The organism is Bradyrhizobium sp. WYCCWR 12699, assembly GCF_032144035.1.
Lineage (GTDB): Bacteria > Pseudomonadota > Alphaproteobacteria > Rhizobiales > Xanthobacteraceae > Bradyrhizobium.
This window is the reverse complement of record NZ_JAVTJN010000032.1, coordinates 428955-445173: the sequence shown is the minus strand read 5'-3', so window position 1 is coordinate 445173 and position 16219 is coordinate 428955. Positions and strand designations below refer to the sequence as shown.

Annotated in this window: 16 protein-coding genes; 11 read left to right on the top strand and 5 right to left on the bottom strand. The window is 65.2% G+C overall.

The features are described 5' to 3' along the window. Nucleotides 1-2 precede the first annotated feature (2 nt). The 8 genes from RPS27_RS16920 (at nt 3) to RPS27_RS16885 (ending at nt 7107) form a co-directional block, all read left to right on the top strand. The gene (locus RPS27_RS16920) at nt 3-758 is read left to right on the top strand and encodes a metal ABC transporter ATP-binding protein (protein ID WP_211418635.1); all 756 of its coding nucleotides are present in this window, start codon (nt 3-5) and stop codon (nt 756-758) included. A gap of 6 nt (nt 759-764) precedes the next feature. Beyond that, complete coding sequence (locus tag RPS27_RS16915) at nt 765-1634, top strand: metal ABC transporter permease (RefSeq protein WP_211418634.1); 870 nt, start codon at nt 765-767, stop codon at nt 1632-1634. A 2-nt stretch (nt 1635-1636) separates the two neighbouring features. Further along, complete coding sequence (locus RPS27_RS16910; protein WP_211418853.1) at nt 1637-2500, top strand: metal ABC transporter solute-binding protein, Zn/Mn family; 864 nt, start codon at nt 1637-1639, stop codon at nt 2498-2500. 53 nt (nt 2501-2553) lie between these two features. Then, the gene (locus RPS27_RS16905; RefSeq protein ID WP_211418633.1) at nt 2554-3594 is read left to right on the top strand and encodes a CobW family GTP-binding protein; all 1041 of its coding nucleotides are present in this window, start codon (nt 2554-2556) and stop codon (nt 3592-3594) included. Continuing rightward, nucleotides 3594-4613, top strand: a complete 1020-nt coding sequence (locus tag RPS27_RS16900) for a WD40 repeat domain-containing protein (RefSeq protein ID WP_212065996.1) — start codon at nt 3594-3596, stop codon at nt 4611-4613. Before RPS27_RS16905 ends, RPS27_RS16900 begins: the two co-directional genes overlap by 1 nt. A gap of 30 nt (nt 4614-4643) precedes the next feature. Beyond that, nucleotides 4644-5360, top strand: a complete 717-nt coding sequence (locus RPS27_RS16895; RefSeq protein ID WP_211418631.1) for an MgtC/SapB family protein — start codon at nt 4644-4646, stop codon at nt 5358-5360. Between the two features lie 101 nt (nt 5361-5461). After that, nucleotides 5462-5794: a hypothetical protein gene (locus RPS27_RS16890; RefSeq protein ID WP_194408170.1), complete on the top strand. Its 333-nt coding sequence runs from the start codon at nt 5462-5464 to the stop codon at nt 5792-5794. Between the two features lie 128 nt (nt 5795-5922). Then, on the top strand, nt 5923-7107 hold the full coding sequence (locus RPS27_RS16885) for a cytochrome P450 (protein ID WP_211418630.1): 1185 nt from the start codon (nt 5923-5925) through the stop codon (nt 7105-7107). A 235-nt stretch (nt 7108-7342) separates the two neighbouring features. On the opposite strand, the gene RPS27_RS16880 is transcribed toward RPS27_RS16885, so the two are convergent. From RPS27_RS16880 to RPS27_RS16860, 5 genes are all read right to left on the bottom strand, one after another. Beyond that, complete coding sequence (locus tag RPS27_RS16880) at nt 7343-8785, bottom strand: homospermidine synthase (RefSeq protein ID WP_313754144.1); 1443 nt, start codon at nt 8783-8785, stop codon at nt 7343-7345. 84 nt (nt 8786-8869) lie between these two features. Next, complete coding sequence (locus RPS27_RS16875; protein ID WP_194405917.1) at nt 8870-9259, bottom strand: RidA family protein; 390 nt, start codon at nt 9257-9259, stop codon at nt 8870-8872. Nucleotides 9260-9403: 144 nt separating this feature from the next. Further along, nucleotides 9404-9991 carry a GNAT family N-acetyltransferase gene (locus tag RPS27_RS16870; RefSeq protein WP_211418627.1) on the bottom strand — a complete coding sequence of 196 codons (588 nt, stop codon included), beginning with the start codon at nt 9989-9991 and terminating at the stop codon, nt 9404-9406. Between the two features lie 132 nt (nt 9992-10123). Further along, entirely contained in the window at nt 10124-11266 is a 1143-nt protein-coding gene (locus tag RPS27_RS16865) for a type III PLP-dependent enzyme (protein ID WP_194405919.1), read from the bottom strand. A gap of 672 nt (nt 11267-11938) precedes the next feature. Then, nucleotides 11939-12193 carry a hypothetical protein gene (locus tag RPS27_RS16860; RefSeq protein WP_106949259.1) on the bottom strand — a complete coding sequence of 85 codons (255 nt, stop codon included), beginning with the start codon at nt 12191-12193 and terminating at the stop codon, nt 11939-11941. A 139-nt stretch (nt 12194-12332) separates the two neighbouring features. Here RPS27_RS16860 and RPS27_RS16855 point away from each other — a divergent pair, with 139 nt between their 5' ends. Genes RPS27_RS16855 through RPS27_RS16845 form a run of 3 tightly spaced genes read left to right on the top strand, consistent with a single transcriptional unit; the run spans nt 12333 to nt 16158 of the window. Continuing rightward, nucleotides 12333-14414 carry a M3 family metallopeptidase gene (locus tag RPS27_RS16855; RefSeq protein WP_212065942.1) on the top strand — a complete coding sequence of 694 codons (2082 nt, stop codon included), beginning with the start codon at nt 12333-12335 and terminating at the stop codon, nt 14412-14414. Beyond that, nucleotides 14414-15052 carry a DUF1007 family protein gene (locus RPS27_RS16850; RefSeq protein ID WP_212065943.1) on the top strand — a complete coding sequence of 213 codons (639 nt, stop codon included), beginning with the start codon at nt 14414-14416 and terminating at the stop codon, nt 15050-15052. Before RPS27_RS16855 ends, RPS27_RS16850 begins: the two co-directional genes overlap by 1 nt. Further along, nucleotides 15049-16158, top strand: a complete 1110-nt coding sequence (locus RPS27_RS16845; RefSeq protein ID WP_212065944.1) for a nickel/cobalt transporter — start codon at nt 15049-15051, stop codon at nt 16156-16158. Before RPS27_RS16850 ends, RPS27_RS16845 begins: the two co-directional genes overlap by 4 nt. Nucleotides 16159-16219: the final 61 nt, after the last annotated feature.

The following is a 16219-nucleotide window of genomic DNA, read 5'->3' as shown; positions in this document are numbered from 1 at the left end:
CCATGGCGGCACTGCACTTTCACAACGTCACGCTCGGCTATGACCGGCATCCGGCCGTGCACCACCTCAACGGCGAAGTCGCGCGAGGTGCGCTGGTCGCCGTGATCGGTCCGAATGGCGCGGGCAAGTCGACCTTGCTGCGCGGCATCGTCGGCATCCTCAAGCCGCTCGACGGCAGCATCCATCTCGGCGGGCTCGACAGCAGGGACATCGCCTATCTGCCGCAGAGCGCGGAGATCGACCGCAGCTTCCCGATCTCGGTGTTCGACTTCGTGGCGACCGGACTGTGGCGCGCCACCGGCCTGTTCGGCGGCATCGGCAAGGCCGCGCGCGAAAAGGTTCTGCGCGCGATCGCCTCCGTCGGCCTCAATGGCTTCGAGAACCGTCCCATCGGCACGCTCTCGGGCGGCCAGATGCAGCGCGTGCTGTTCGCGCGGGTGCTGCTCCAGGACGCGAGCCTGATCGTGCTGGACGAGCCATTCAACGCCATCGACAGCAAGACGACCGCCGACCTGCTTGCGCTGGTCAAGCAATGGCACGGCGAGGGCCGCACCGTGCTCGCGGCGCTCCACGACATGGAAATGGTGCGCAATCATTTCAGCGAGACGCTGGTGCTGGCGCGTGGCCCGGTGGCGTGGGGGCCGACGGCGGAGGTGCTGACGCCGGAGAACCTGCTGGTCGCGATGCGGATGTGCGAAGCTTTTGACGACAGCGCGGCGGCCTGCGCCGCTGACGATACCCGTTCGCGGGCGGCTTGAGATCAGATGCTCTATGACGCGCTGATCGGCCCGTTCACCGAATTCGAGTTCATGCGGCGGGCGCTCGCCGCCGTGATCGCGCTGGCGCTGGCCGGCGCGCCGATCGGCGTGTTCCTGATGCTGCGGCGGATGAGCCTCGTCGGCGACGCCATGGCGCATGCGATCCTGCCAGGCGCCGCCATCGGCTTCCTGCTCTCAGGCCTCAATCTGTTCGCGATGACGGCCGGCGGCCTGGTCGCAGGCTTTGCCGTTGCGATCCTCGCCGGCGTGGTCGCGCGCTCGACCGGGCTGAAGGAGGACGCGTCGCTCGCGACCTTTTATCTGGCCTCGCTGGCGCTCGGCGTGACCATCGTCTCGATCAAGGGCACCAATATCGACCTCTTGCACGTGCTGTTCGGCAACATCCTCGCGATGGACGACCAGACGCTGCTGGTGGTCGCTTTCAACGCCACCGTGACGGTGCTGGTACTTGCCGTGATCTATCGTCCCCTCGTGATCGAGAGCGTCGATCCCTTGTTCCTGCGCACGGTCAGCCGTGCCGGCGGGCCTGCGCACCTGGCCTTCCTGGCGCTCGTCGTCATCAACCTCGTCAACGGTTTCCAGGCGCTCGGCACACTGCTGGCGGTCGGCCTGATGATCCTGCCGGCGGGTATCGCGCGGTTCTGGTCGCGCGATCTCACCGCGATGATCTGCATCGCCGTGATCGCCGCCGCGGTCTCCGGCTATGCCGGGCTTGTGCTGTCGTTCCAGACCCGCGTGCCGTCGGGGCCTGCGGTCATTCTCGTCGCGACGGTGCTCTACATCGTCTCCGTGCTGTTCGGCCGCGTCGGCGGTATCGTCCGGCAATTGTTTCCCGGCCGGCATCTGGAAGCGTGACGATGCGGCCTTTCCTGCTTTGCATGCTCCTGCTGATCGCCTCGCCGCTTCAGGCGGCGGAGCGGCTGAACGTCGTCGCGAGCTTCTCGATCCTTGCCGATTTCGTCCGCAATGTCGGCGGCAACCGTATCAACCTGACCACGCTGGTCGGCGCCGACAGCGACGTCCATGTCTACACGCCGGCGCCCGCCGATGCGAAGCGGGTCGCGGAGGCGAGGCTCGTCATCGTCAACGGACTTGGGCTGGAGGGCTGGCTGCCGCGTCTCGTGCAGTCTTCCGGCAGCAAGGCGCAGGTCGTCACCGCCAGCTCCGGCATCGTGCCGCTGAAGCTCGGCTCGGCCGCCGATCCTCACGCCTGGCAGTCCGTCCCCAACGCCAGGGTCTACGTGACCGACATCGCCAACGCGTTGGCCGCCGCCGCCCCGGACGACGCTGATGTCTTCCGCGCTCAGGCCAAGGCCTATCTGGAAAAGCTCGAAACGCTCGACCGCGAGGTCCGCGAGGCCGTGGCCAAAATCCCAACCGAGCGCCGCAAGGTGATCTCCACCCATGACGCCTTCGGCTATTTTTCCGCCGAATACGGTATCCAGTTCGTCGCCCCCCTGGGCGTCTCCACGGAAACCGAGCCCAGCGCACGGGACATCGCGGCCATCATCGGCCAGATCAGGGCCCAGAAAATCCCCGCCGTCTTCCTGGAAAATATCAGCGACGACCGCCTGATCCGGCGGATCGCCGCGGAGACCGGGGCAAAAGTCGGCGGGACCCTGATTTCGGACGGTTTGACCGGCGAAAAGGGGGCCGCACCCACTTACATTGATATGGTCAGGCACAATATAAAGGCCCTGACCAGCGCGCTTGACCACTAGGGCAGGGGCCACCCCGCCTCGCGTCGCGCGAAAAGCCCGAAGTCGGAGTTCTTATGTCTGAAGCGACCTCCTCCAAAATTCCCGTGACCGTCCTGACCGGCTATCTCGGTGCCGGCAAGACCACGCTTTTGAACCGCATCCTGTCGGAAAACCACGGCAAGAAATACGCCGTCATCGTCAACGAATTCGGCGAAATCGGCATCGACAACGACCTCATCATCGGCGCCGATGAGGAAGTGTTCGAGATGAACAACGGCTGCATCTGCTGCACCGTGCGCGGCGACCTCGTCCGCATCATGGACGGCCTGATGAAGCGCAAGGGCAAGTTCGACGCCATCATCGTCGAGACCACCGGCCTTGCCGATCCCGCACCCGTCGCCCAGACCTTCTTCGTCGACGAGGACGTGCAGAAGAACGCGCGGCTCGATGCCGTCGTCACGGTCGCCGACGCCAAATGGCTGTCGGACCGTCTGAAGGATGCGCCCGAGGCCAAGAACCAGATCGCCTTTGCCGACGTCATCGTTCTGAACAAGACCGACCTCGTGAGCAAGGGCGAGCTTGCTGAGGTCGAGGCCCGGATCCGCGCCATCAACCCCTATGCGAAGCTGCATCGCACCGAGCGCTGCTCGGTGGCCTTGGCCGACGTGCTCGACCGCGGCGCGTTCGATCTCGACCGCATCCTCGACATCGAGCCTGATTTCCTTGAGGCCGACGATCACGACCATGATCACCATCATCACGGCCACGATCATCACCACCATGATCACGGCCACGGCCTGAAGCACTATCACGACGAGGACATGCAATCGCTGTCGCTCAAGACCGACAAGCCGCTCGATCCCAACGTGTTCATGCCCTGGCTGCAGAACCTGGTGCAGGTCGAGGGCGGCAAGATCCTGCGCTCAAAGGGCATCCTCGCCTTCCACGACGACGACGACCGCTACGTCTTCCAGGGCGTCCACATGATGCTGGAGGGTAACCACCAGCGGAAATGGAAGGACGGCGAGCCGCGCGAGAGCCGCCTCGTCTTCATCGGCCGCGAACTGCCGGAAAAGGCCATTCGCGAAGGCTTCGAGAGCTGCATCGTCTCGTGATGAAAGAGTTTACGCCGGCCCCGGATTCCGCCTCGATCGTCTCCGTCACCGATCGCGTCAAGCCTGTGACGCTCGGCATGGGCGTGACCTCCGTGCATTTCCTCAAGGATCGCGCCGCCTTCGTCGGCGGCGAGGAGAACGTCGCCTTCGTCGATGCCAATGGCGAGATCAGCAAGGTCGCCGTGCATGGCGGCGGCATTCTCTCGACCGCGAGCGACGGCAAGCGCATCATCATGGGTGGCGACGACGGCAAGGTCGTCTCGCTCGACGCCAAGGGCGAGGTGACGCTGCTCGCGACCGACCCGAAGCGGCGCTGGATCGACGCGGTGGCGCTCCATGCTGACGGCGCCTTCGCCTGGTCGGCCGGCAAGGTCGCGACCGTCAAGAGCGGCAAGAACGAGGAGAAGTCGCTCGAGGTGCCCTCGACCGTCGGCGGCCTTGCCTTCGCGCCGAAGGGCCTGCGGCTCGCGATCGCGCATTACAACGGCGCGACGCTGTGGTTTCCGAACATGGAAGGCTCGGCCGAATTCCTGCCCTGGGCCGGCTCGCATCACGCGGTCACGTTCAGCCCGGACAACAAGTTCCTGGTCACGGCGATGCACGAGCCGGCGCTGCACGGCTGGCGGCTCGCCGACAACAGGCACATGCGCATGACCGGCTATCCCGGCCGCGTCCGCTCGATGTCATGGAGCGCGGGCGGCAAGGGCCTCGCCACCTCGGGCGCCGACACCGTCATCATCTGGCCGTTCGGCAGCAAGGACGGCCCGATGGGCAAGGAGCCCGCGATGCTCGCGCCGCTGCAGGCGCGCGTTGCGGTGGTGGCCTGCCATCCGAAGAACGACATTCTGGCCTGCGGCTATAGCGACGGCACCGTGCTGATGGTGCGTCTGGAAGACGGGGCGGAAATCCTGGTTCGCCGCAACGGCACGCCGCCGGTGGCTGCAATCGCCTGGAACGCCAAGGGCACGCTGCTCGCGTTCGCGGACGAAAATGGGGATGGCGGCCTGCTGGAGCTTTAATCTGTCATGGTTCCGGCCGTATAGGGGACGATGCGGTTTCTCACGACCTTCCAGCTGGGCGATTTTGCCGACACGTTGATCAGCCTGACCACAGCCTTCGTGCTGGGCACGCTGATCGGCGCCGAGCGGCAATACCGCCAGCGTACCGCGGGCCTGCGCACCAACGTGCTGGTCGCCGTGGGAGCGGCCGCCTTCGTCGATCTCGCCATGCAGCTCGACAATGCCGACGGCGCAGTGCGGGTGATCGCCTATGTCGTCTCGGGCATCGGCTTCCTCGGTGCCGGCGTCATCATGAAGCAAGGCATGGACGTGCGCGGGCTCAACACCGCGGCGACGCTATGGGCCTCGGCCGCAGTCGGCTCCTGCGCCGGTGCCGACATGATCGCGCAGGCAGCCGCGCTGACCGTATTCGTCATCGCCGGCAACACGATGCTGCGTCCGCTGGTCAATGCCATCAATCGCATCCCGCTGAACGAGAAGGCCTTGGAGGCGACCTACTACTTCAAGCTCGCGGTCGCGGCCGATGCCTTGCCTGACATGCGCGACCGCCTCGTCGAGAAGCTCGAGGCCGCGAAATATCCGGTGGCGGGGATCGAGGTGGTCGAGATCGGCGAGGACATGCTGGAGATCGTCGCAAAGCTGGTCGCGAGCGCGGTCGATCCGAAGGAGCTGAATGCGCTGGCGACCGACCTGCAGCATCTGCCCGGTGTGCGCCATGCCACCTGGGAAGCCAGCACGACGGAATAAGCGCGTCGTTTTGGCGCGCAGACGGGCAGTTCCCGTCTTGCCGGGGATGGAACCCCGGTCGTGCCATTTCGTTGATTCCGCGGACAAACGCGGTGATCGACATGACCGGCAATGACAAGCGCAGACTGAAGCTCGACTTGATGATCGCCTGTTCGCTGTTCGCAGCGGGTGTCGTGGTCTCAGGCGTATCGATCGCGCAAATTCGCGCCGAGGGCCGGACGCAGCTGGCGCAGGCGACGCCACCGCTTCAGGGCACGCCCTCCGAGGATCAGAACAAACCGGCGGAAGCCAAGCCCGGCGGCGATCGCCCGACCACGCCGGCCCCTGAACCGGCACGCCCCGACCCGCAGACGCAGGGCGCGGCGGGCGCGGCCAAGCCAGCTTTGCCGCCGGCACCGGCCGAGAAGATCGCGCCGCCGATCGAGAAGAAGTAGGGCGCAACCGCAAGCTCTTCTGCTGCGATAGCGACCCTGCGCCGGCGTGGTGGTGAGCCGTTGTTCTGCTTCACTTGCGCCGGTATGATCCGGAGCGGAAACTGACCTGCACCCCACAGGATCACTCCATGCCGACCGCAAGCCTGGCGCCCCTCGATGAGACGATTTCGATCGCGGAGCTTACGCGCGATCCTTATCCGATCTACCGGCGGCTGCGACGCGAGGCGCCCGTGCTGCGAGTGAAATCCGTGGGCCGCACCTTCCTCACCAAGGCTGCCGACACCAAATATGTGAAGGACAACGCGGCGCTGTTCAGCTCCGACGATCCGAACACGCCGATGAAGCGGGCCTTCCTGGCCCATACCTTGATGCGCAAGGACCACGACGAGCACCGCAGCGAGCGGATGGCGATGATGCCGGCTCTGATGCCGAAGACGATCGAGGCCGTTTGGGCACCCCTCTATGCGAAACTGGCCGCCGTGTATCTCGACCGGTTGCCCCGCGGCGAGGTCGTTGACCTCTTCCCCACGCTCGCCGGCCCCATCGCAGCGCGGATTCTGGCCCATGCCATTGGCGTTCCGGACGCGAGCGACGAGGACATGCAACGATGGTCCCAGACCCTGATCGACGGCGCCGGCAATTTTGGCTGGACGCCAGGACCCTTCGAAGCAACCGACCTTGCCAATGCGGAGATGGACCGATGTATCCGTGGCAATTTCGAACGCGTTCGCACCGAACAGGATTCCTCCGCGCTGTCCTTCATGGTGAACGCAGCAAACCCGATTGCCGAGAGTCAGATGATTGCCAACGTCAAGATCGCGATCGGGGGTGGCATCAACGAGCCGCGTGACGCTCTGCTGACGATCATCTACGGCTTGCTGACTAACCCGGACCAGCTTGAAGCCGTCCGAGAAGGCGGCAAATGGCGATCCGCTTTCGAGGAAGGCGTACGATGGGTGGCGCCGATCCAGGCGAGTTCGCGTCTCGTCATGGAAGACACCGAGATTCGCGGCTGCTTCATCCCGAAGGGCGACACGGTGATGACGATACAGGCCTCAGCCAACCGGGACGAGGAGGTCTTCGAGGATGGCGAGCGCTACGACGCGTTGCGCGAACCCAATCCTCATCAAGCCTTCGGCAACGGCCCGCATCACTGCGCAGGCGCGCACCTTTCGCGGCGGACGGTTGGCGCCATCCTTCTGCCGATGTTGTTCGAGCGCTTCCCCCGTATGACCCTGCCTGATCCCGCGAGCGTTCGCTGGCACGGCTTCGGTTTCCGCGGCCCGCTCAATCTGCCGGTTCTCCTCCAGTAGGCTGGCGGGACGCAGGCCTTCGACGTCGAGCCCGTAAGCGCGGTCCGTGGCGGCGAAAAAATCGCACCGTCGATTGAGAAGAAGTAGGCTTGCTGTCATTCCGGGGCGCGCGAAGCCCGAGCTACGGTGCGCAATTGCGCACCTGAGAATCCAGTTCTCTACGGACTCTGCCGCCCGATGGATTCCGGGCTCGACGCTGCGCGTCGCCCCGGAATGACGGAGGAGAGAGCCTACCTCACCGCACCAAAACGTTCTTGAACTGCCACGGATCAGACGTGTCGATATCCTCCGGGAACAGGCCCGGACGATCCGTCAGCGGCGTCCAGTCGGTGTAGAAACCCTTGACCGGGCCGAGATACGGCAGCTGGATTTCCAGCAGGCGATCGAAATCCATCTCGTCGGCTTCGACGATGCCCTCGTTCGGGTTTTCCAGCGCCCACACCATGCCGCCGAGCACGGCGGAGGTCACCTGCAGGCCGGTGGCGTTCTGATAGGGCGCGAGCGCGCGGGTCTCTTCGATGGAAAGCTGCGAGCCGTACCAATAGGCATTCTTGTCATGGCCGAACAGCAGCACGCCGAGCTCGTCGATGCCGTCGACGATCTCGTTCTCGTCGAGGATGTGGTGCTTCTCCTGCATCTTGGCGGCGCGGCCGAACATCTCGTGCAGCGACAGCACGGCATCGTCGGCCGGATGATAGGCATAGTGGCAGGTCGGCCGATAGATTGCCGTGCCCGAGGCGTCACGCACCGTGAAGTAATCGGCGATCGAGATCGACTCGTTGTGGGTGACGAGGAAGCCATATTGCGCGCCGCGGGTCGGGCACCAGGTGCGCACGCGGGTGTTGGCACCGGGCTGCATCAGATAGATGGCGGCGCCGCAGCCGGCCTCGTGGGTCCGCGCATTCTCCGGCATCCATTTCTCATGGGTGCCCCAGCCGAGCTCGGACGGCTGCACGCCTTCCGAGAGAAAACCTTCCACCGACCAGGTGTTGACGAAGACATCGGGCTCTTTCGGCTTCTTCGAGCGCTGGGTGTCGCGCTCGGCGATGTGGATGCCCTTGATGCCGCCCTGCCGCATCAAATCCGCCCATTCGGCCTTGGTCTTCGGCTTGGGAGCATTGAGCTTCAGATCGGCAGCGACGTTGAGCAGCGCCTGCTTGACGAAGAACGAGACCATGCCGGGATTGGCGCCGCAGCAGGAGACGGCCGTGGTCGAGCCCTTGGGCCGTGCCTTCTTGGCGGCCAGCGTCACTTCGCGCAGCGCGTAGTTGGAGCGCGCTTCGGGACCCTTCGACGAATCGAAATAGAAGCCGAGCCAGGGCTCGTTGACGGTATCGATGTAGAGCGCGCCGAGCTCGTTGCAGAGCTCCATGATGTCGGTGGAGCCGGTGTCGACCGAGAGATTGACGCAAAAGCCCTGGCCGCCGCCTTCGGTGAGCAGCGGAGACAGCAACTCGCGATAATTGTCCCTGGTCACGGCCTTCTGGATGAAGCGGACATTGTGCTTCTCGCAATGCGCCTTGCGGCCTTCGTCCTTGGGGTCGATCACGGTGACGCGCGACTTGTCGTAATCGAGATGCCGCTCGATCAGCGGCAGCGTGCCTTTGCCGATGGAGCCGAAGCCGACCATGACGATGGGACCGGTGATCTTCGCGTAGATCTGCGAGGGAAGGCTCATGGAACGGTTTCTCCGGAACGTGCTGGCTGGCAAAGGGTGGGTGGATCAGGCGCTGCGGCGCCTTTCAAACGCTGCGGCGCTTTTTTAGACGCTGCGGCGCTTGGCGGTGACTTCGATCTCGACCTTCATCTCGGGCTTGGCGAGAGCGCTGACGACCAGCAAGGTCGCAGCCGGCCTGATGTCCCCGAGAACCTCGCCGCAGACGGCGAAGTGGGCGTCGATGTAGCTGGCGTCGGTGACGTAATAGGTCGCACGGACGATATCGGCCATCTCGAATCCGCCCTCCTTCAGGGCGCCTTCGATGGTCTTGAAGCAGTTACGTGACTGGCTCGTGACGTCTGATGGCATCGTCATCGTGCTGTAGTCATAGCCGGTGGTTCCCGCGACAAAGGCGAACTCGCCGTCGATCACGGCACGGCTGTAGCCGGCGGTCTTCTCGAATGGGGAGCCGGTGGAAATCAGGCGACGGGGCATGGTTTGGACCTCGACTGAAGGGCGTTTCGCGGGGTTAAAGGGCGTTTCTGGCGCCCGCGCAACCCCAAAGGAACGGGCGTGGCGCAGGCGCGCTTGGGCGTTGCCGCTCAGCGCGGTTCGGGGCGTCGCGAGGAAAGCGATGCTTTAGGCCGCGCGCGCCTGGACGGTGCGAACTACCCTCCGTTTGGCGAGGGCCGCGCCGGTCGGGACGATCATCCCTTCGGCGCCGTCGAGCGCGCCTTCCGCGAACTCGATCGCCAGCAGGCGCTCGCGCTCGAACGGGCCGGGCAGCGACAGCGCACCGGTGTTCTCGCCCGAGAAGCCGAAGCGGGCATAATAGGGGGCATCGCCGAGCAGGATCACGGCGGCATGCCCGCGCGCCCGGGCGGCGGCCAGCGCTTGATGCATCAGCGCGGCGCCGATCCCGAGCTCGCGGCAGGCAGGGTCCACCGCCAGCGGTCCGAGGACCAGAGCGGGCCTGCCTCCGGCGCTGACGTGCCACAGCCGCACGGTTCCCACGAGCTTGCCTTCGCGCATCGCCGACAGGGCAAGGCCTGCGGCAGGTGCACGTCCGTCGCGCAGGCGCTGGCAGGTGCGGCCGTGGCGGTTCTCGCCAAAGCAGGCATCGAGCAGCGCTTCACGCATCGCAACGTCTCCAGCACGCTCGCTGCGGATCGCGAACGGAGCGGCTTTCGAGGTGGAGGCGGCTTGTGGCTTCCGAGGAGCGGTCATGGCGCGTCAGTCCCCGCTTGAACGGACGTGCCCGAAGGCGCGCCTGTGCAAGACGTCGTCAGATCGAAATGTCAGGGAGGAGCCGGCAAGCCGGCTCCCGGGTTCGTCAGGCCTCTAGAAGAGAGAGGCGGATCAGATGTGATACGTCTTCAGCGGCGGGATGCCGTTGAACGCCACCGACGAGTAGGTCGACGTATAGGCCCCGGTGCCTTCGATCAGCACCTTGTCGCCGATCTCGAGCGTGACGGGAAGCGGATACGGGCTCTTCTCGTACAGCACGTCGGCGCTGTCGCAGGTGGGGCCTGCGAGCACGCACGGCGTCATGTCCGCGCCGTCGTGACGGGTGCGGATGGCGTAGCGGATCGACTCGTCCATGGTCTCGGCGAGACCGCCGAACTTGCCGATGTCCAAGTACACCCAGCGCACCTCGTCCTCGTCGCTCTTCTTCGAAATGAGCACGACCTCGGATTCGATGATGCCGGCGTTGCCCACCATGCCGCGACCCGGCTCGATGATGGTCTCCGGGATCTGGTTGCCGAAGTGCTTGCGCAGCGCACGGAAGATCGAGCGGCCGTAGGTCACGACCGGCGGCACGTCCTTCAGGTACTTGGTCGGGAAGCCGCCGCCCATGTTGACCATGGACAGGTTGATGCCGCGCTCGGCGCAGTCGCGGAACACCTGCGAGGCCATCGCCAGCGCACGGTCCCACGCCTTCACCTTGCGCTGCTGCGAGCCGACATGGAAGGAGATGCCGCACGGCTCCAGCCGGAGGCGCTTGGCGAGGTCGAGCACCTCGACCGCCATCTCCGGGTCGCAGCCGAACTTGCGCGACAGCGGCCATTCGGCGCCGGCGCAATCATAGAGGATGCGGCAGAACACCTTCGCGCCGGGAGCGGCACGGGCGACCTTCTCGACCTCGGCGCCGCAATCGACCGCGAACAGCCGGATGCCGAGCGCGAAGGCGCGCGCGATGTCGCGCTCCTTCTTGATCGTGTTGCCGAAGGAGATGCGGTCGGGCGTCGCACCCGCGGCCAGCGCCATCTCGATCTCGGCGACCGTCGCGGTGTCGAAGCAGGAGCCCATGGACGCCAGCAGCGCCAGCACTTCCGGCGCCGGGTTCGCCTTGACGGCGTAGAACACGCGGCTGTCGGGCAGCGCCTTGGCGAAGGTCTGGTAATTGTCGCGCACGACCTCGAGGTCGACGACGAGGCACGGCTCGGTGTCGAGGCCATCCTTGCGGCGGTTGCGCAGGAATTCCTGGATACGGTCGGTCATAGCACTCTCCCAAACGGCCCAGCGACGGGGATCCGTTCAAAAAATGTCGTCGGATAAGCGCCCCGGCCAGATCGCGCGATGGAGGCGCGACGAGCCAAAGACTCAAATCAGACTGTGCTGCCGTGGATTGGTTGGGAGTGTTCCCGCCCGCACACCTGGCAATGAAGGACAAGCCTTTTCAGTAGCCCGCGCCGGCGTTGGACTGCCGGTAGAGACCAAAAAAGCCCGATCCGTCGTTGCTTTAAGTCGCGTCCCCCGTTGAGAGCGGGGTGCGCCGGTTCGCCTCCGGCTGCCAGTCACGGTTGCAAAAAGTGAAGTCACCTTCGACAAGGCATCTCTTGAGAGAGATGCTGGACGCTCCGGGTTTGCTTTCGTCTTCCGGCTAAGAGCCTTCCGACGTCCACACTTCCGAAGAGCCCCTCGGCTTCTTCACCCCTTGGCGGCTGTCCGGCCTCTTGTCCGGATACCTACCGACTGACACACGACCACAGGCACGTGCGAAATTGGGCAAGTCCGCACATAAGTGTTTTGACTCGGCTTCGCAAGAATTTTTTTAGGCTGCGAACAGAATTGCCTAACATCTGCTTGCGCGGTGTTGCGCGAGCGACGTGGAAGATGAACGGGCGTTAAGTTTTCCGTGGCAGCGCGCGCGTCTGTCGCGCGCGAGAGACGTCAGCCGCGCTTGGTGAAGGGCTCGACGCGCTGAGCCGCGCGGATGAAGGCGGTCATCACGAGCACGCCGAGCGCGAACAGCACGGCCTGCAGGATATGCGTGCCTTGATCGCCGAGGCCGAACAGGATCGCGAGCGCCCAGCCGCCGGCGAACGCCGCGCCGAACACTTCGGCACCGATCAGGATGGCGGCGCTGATGACGGTGATGACGCTGGGCCAGACGATCTGTCGGGAAGACGAGGAAGGCGCGTTCATGAGCTCAAGGGGTCCCTAGGCTTCGAGGGCCGCAATCTCCTCGAAAAGGCGGCCGGGAGCAAGGCCAAATGGCCCAAAAAAGCCCCATCGCATGCTATAGCTGGCCGCCACAATCGAGCCATGAAAACCGGGACTTGCGATGTCAGAACCCCGCCAAAATACGGACTCCGAGATCAATCCGCTGCTGAAGGCCTGGGTGACGCCGTTTGCGACCCCGCCCTTCGACGAGATCAAGCCGGAGCACTTCCTGCCGGCCTTCGAGCAGGCCTTTGCCGACCACTCCGCCGAGATCGCGGCGATCACCAATGATCCGGCCGCGCCCGACTTCGCCAACACCATCACGGCGCTGGAGCGCTCCGGCAAGCTGCTGAGCAAGGTCGCGGCCGTGTTCTACGACCTCGTCTCGGCGCATTCCAATCCGGCCATCCTGGAGATCGACAAGGAAGTCTCCTTGCGGATGGCGCGGCACTGGAATCCGATCGTGATGAATGCCGTGCTGTTTGGTCGCATCGCCCAGCTGCACGAGAACCGCGCCAATCTCGGTCTGTCACCCGAGCAGCTCCGCCTCTTGGAACGCACCTATACCCGCTTCCACCGCGCCGGTGCCGGCCTCACCGAGGAGGCCAAGACGCGGATGGCCGAGATCAACGAGAGGCTCGCCCAACTCGGCACCAGCTTCAGCCATCATCTGCTCGGCGACGAGCAGGATTGGGTCATGGAGCTCGGGGAGGCCGACCGCCAGGGCCTGCCGGAGAGCTTCGTCGCCGCCGCCAAGGCTGCGGCCGAAGAGCGCGGCATGGCAGGCAAGGCCATCGTCACGCTGTCGCGGTCCTCGGTCGAGACCTTCCTGAAGAGCTCGGCCCGCCGCGACCTGCGCGAGAAGGTCTACAAGGCCTTCATCGCCCGCGGCGACAACGGCAATGCCAACGACAACAACGAAGCCATCGTCGAGATCCTGAAGCTGCGCGAGGAGAGCGCGAACCTCCTGGGTTATCCGACCTACGCCGCCTACCGGCTCGAGGATTCCATGGCCAAGACGCCGGACGCCGTGCGGGGCCTGCTGGAGCGGGTCTGGAAGCCAGCGCGCGCCCGGGCGCTCGCCGACCGTGACGAGATGCAGGCGCTGATCACGACGGAGGGCGGCAATTTCAAGCTCGCTCCCTGGGATTGGCGCTTCTACGCCGAGAAGCTGCGCCTGCAGCGCGCCAATTTCGATGATTCCGCGATCAAGCCCTATCTGTCGCTCGACCACATGATCGAAGCGGCCTTCGACTGCGCCACGCGGCTGTTCGGCGTCACCTTCGAGGAGCGCAAGGACGTTCCGGTCTGGCATCCCGACGTGCGGGTCTGGGAGATGAAGGGCAGCGACGGCCAGCACAAGGCGCTTTTCTACGGCGACTATTTCGCCCGGCCGTCGAAGCGTTCCGGCGCCTGGATGACCTCGCTGCGCGACCAGCAGAAGCTCGACGGCGAGGTCGCTCCGCTGGTCCTCAACATCTGCAACTTCGCCAAGGGGGCCGATGGCGAGCCCTGCCTGCTGTCGCCCGATGATGCCCGCACCCTGTTCCACGAGTTCGGCCACGGCCTGCACGGCATGCTCTCCAACGTGACCTACCCGTCGCTGTCGGGCACCTCCGTCTTCACCGACTTCGTCGAGCTGCCATCGCAGCTCTACGAGCACTGGCAGGAGCGGCCCGAGGTGCTGCAGAAGTTCGCCCGTCACTACCAGACCGGCGAGCCGCTGCCCGACGACCTGCTGCAGCGTTTCCTTGCCGCGCGAAAGTTCAACCAGGGCTTTGCCACGGTCGAGTTCGTCTCCTCGGCCCTGATCGATCTCGAGTTCCACACCCAGCCGGCCGCTGCCGCGCAGGACGTCCGCGCCTTCGAGAAGAAGGAGCTGGAGAAGATCGGCATGCCCGAGGAGATCGCGCTGCGTCACCGTCCCACGCAGTTCGGTCACATCTTCACCGGCGACCATTATGCCGCGGGCTATTACAGCTACATGTGGTCGGAGGTGATGGACGCCGACGCCTTCGGCGCGTTCGAGGAGGCCGGGGACATCTTCGATCCCACGGTGGCCAAGCGCCTGCACGACGACATCTATTCGAGCGGTGGATCGCTCGATCCGGAAGCGGCCTATGAGGCCTTCCGCGGCCGTCCGCCGGAACCTGACGCGCTGCTGCGCCGCCGCGGCCTGCTCGACGACGCCAAGGCGGCTTGATGAGGATGCGGGCCCTGATCGGATGGCTGCTCGCCGCCGGCCTGTCACTCGTGGCGGGCACGGCGAGCGCGCATCCGCATGTCTGGATCACTGCGACCAGCGAGTTGCTCTACGCGGCTGACGGCAGCATCACCGGCGTCCGCCATGCATGGACATTCGACGACATGTTTTCGAGCTATGCGGTGCAGGGGCTCGAGAGCAAGACCAAGGGCGCCTATACGCGCGAGGAGCTCGGGCCGCTGGCGCAGACCAACGTCGAGTCGCTGAAGGAATATGCCTACTTCACCTTTGCGCGAGCCGACGGCAAGAAGGAACGATTCCAGGAGCCGGTCGACTATTTCCTCGACTACAAGGACACCGTGCTGACCCTGCACTTCACGCTGCCGTTGAAGAACCCGGTCAAGCCGAAGCAATTGGTGCTCGAAGTGTTCGACCGTTCCTTCTTCATCGATTTCCAGATGGCCAAGGACAATCCGGTCAAGCTGGTCGGCGCGCCCGCGGGCTGCCAGATGAGGCTTGACCGTCCCAGCGACGGCACCGCCACCGCGCAGAAGCTCAACGAGCAGACCTTCATGAGCGGCGAGAACACCAATTTCGGCATGATGTTCGCCAACAAGATCACGGTGGATTGCCCTTGAAGCCGCAACTCCCTCCGCTCGCGCGCGGGCTGCTCGCCTGCGCCGTCGTCCTGCTGGCGGTCAGCCTGGTCGATGCCGCGCTCCATGATCTCCTCGCGCAAAACCCGTTTGGTGCGCCCCGCCCGGCGCAGGCCGCCGCGCCCGAAGCCAGCGGCATCATCGGCTGGCTCTTGGCAAAGCAGTCGGAATTCTATCGGCAGATGTCGTCCACGATCCGCGCCGCGAAGTCCGACGGCTCTGCGGTTTGGACGCTGCTGTTCATCTCGTTTGCCTACGGCATCTTCCATGCCGCCGGCCCCGGCCATGGCAAGGCGGTGATCGCCTCCTATCTCGTCGCCAACCGCGAGACCGCCCGGCGCGGCATCGCGCTGTCGTTTGCCTCGGCGCTGATGCAGTCGCTGGTCGCGATCCTCATCGTCGGCATCTCGGCTTGGGTCCTGAATGCGACCGCCAAGACCATGTGCAAGGCGGAAGGGGTGATCGAGATCGCGAGCTACGCCCTGATCGCGCTGTTCGGGCTTCGCCTCGTCTGGGTCAAGGGCCGCACGTTCATCCGGTCGCTGCAGGCGGCCCAGCCGGTGCCGGCGATCGCCGGCGTGCCGCACCACCATGATCATCATCATGATGCCCACGATCATCACGGTCATGATCACCATCACCACGATCACGGTCATGCGCACGCCCATGCCCATCACGGCCATGACCACGTCCATGACGAGCATTGCGGCCATTCCCACGGTCCGACGCCAAGCGAGCTCGGCGGCCCCGGCGGGTGGCGGCGTGGCTTTGCCGCGATCCTCACCGTCGGCATTCGTCCCTGCTCCGGCGCCATCCTGGTGCTGGTGTTCGCGCTCGCCCAAGGCCTGTTCTGGGCCGGCATTGCCGCGACCTTCCTGATGGGGCTCGGCACTGCGATCACGGTCGCGACCATCGCCGTTATCGCCGTTTCCGCCAAGGACATCGCTGCCCGCCTCAGCGCCGGGCGCGACGGCGGCGGCGCGCTGTTCATGCGCGGCATCGAATTCGCGGCCGCAGGCGTCGTGCTGCTGTTCGGCGCGGGCCTGTTGCTCGGCTACATTGCGGCTGAACGGACGACGTGTTTCTGAGCTCTTCCCCTCTCCCCTTGTGGGAGAGGGTGGCTCGCCGCATAGCGGCGAGACCGGTGAG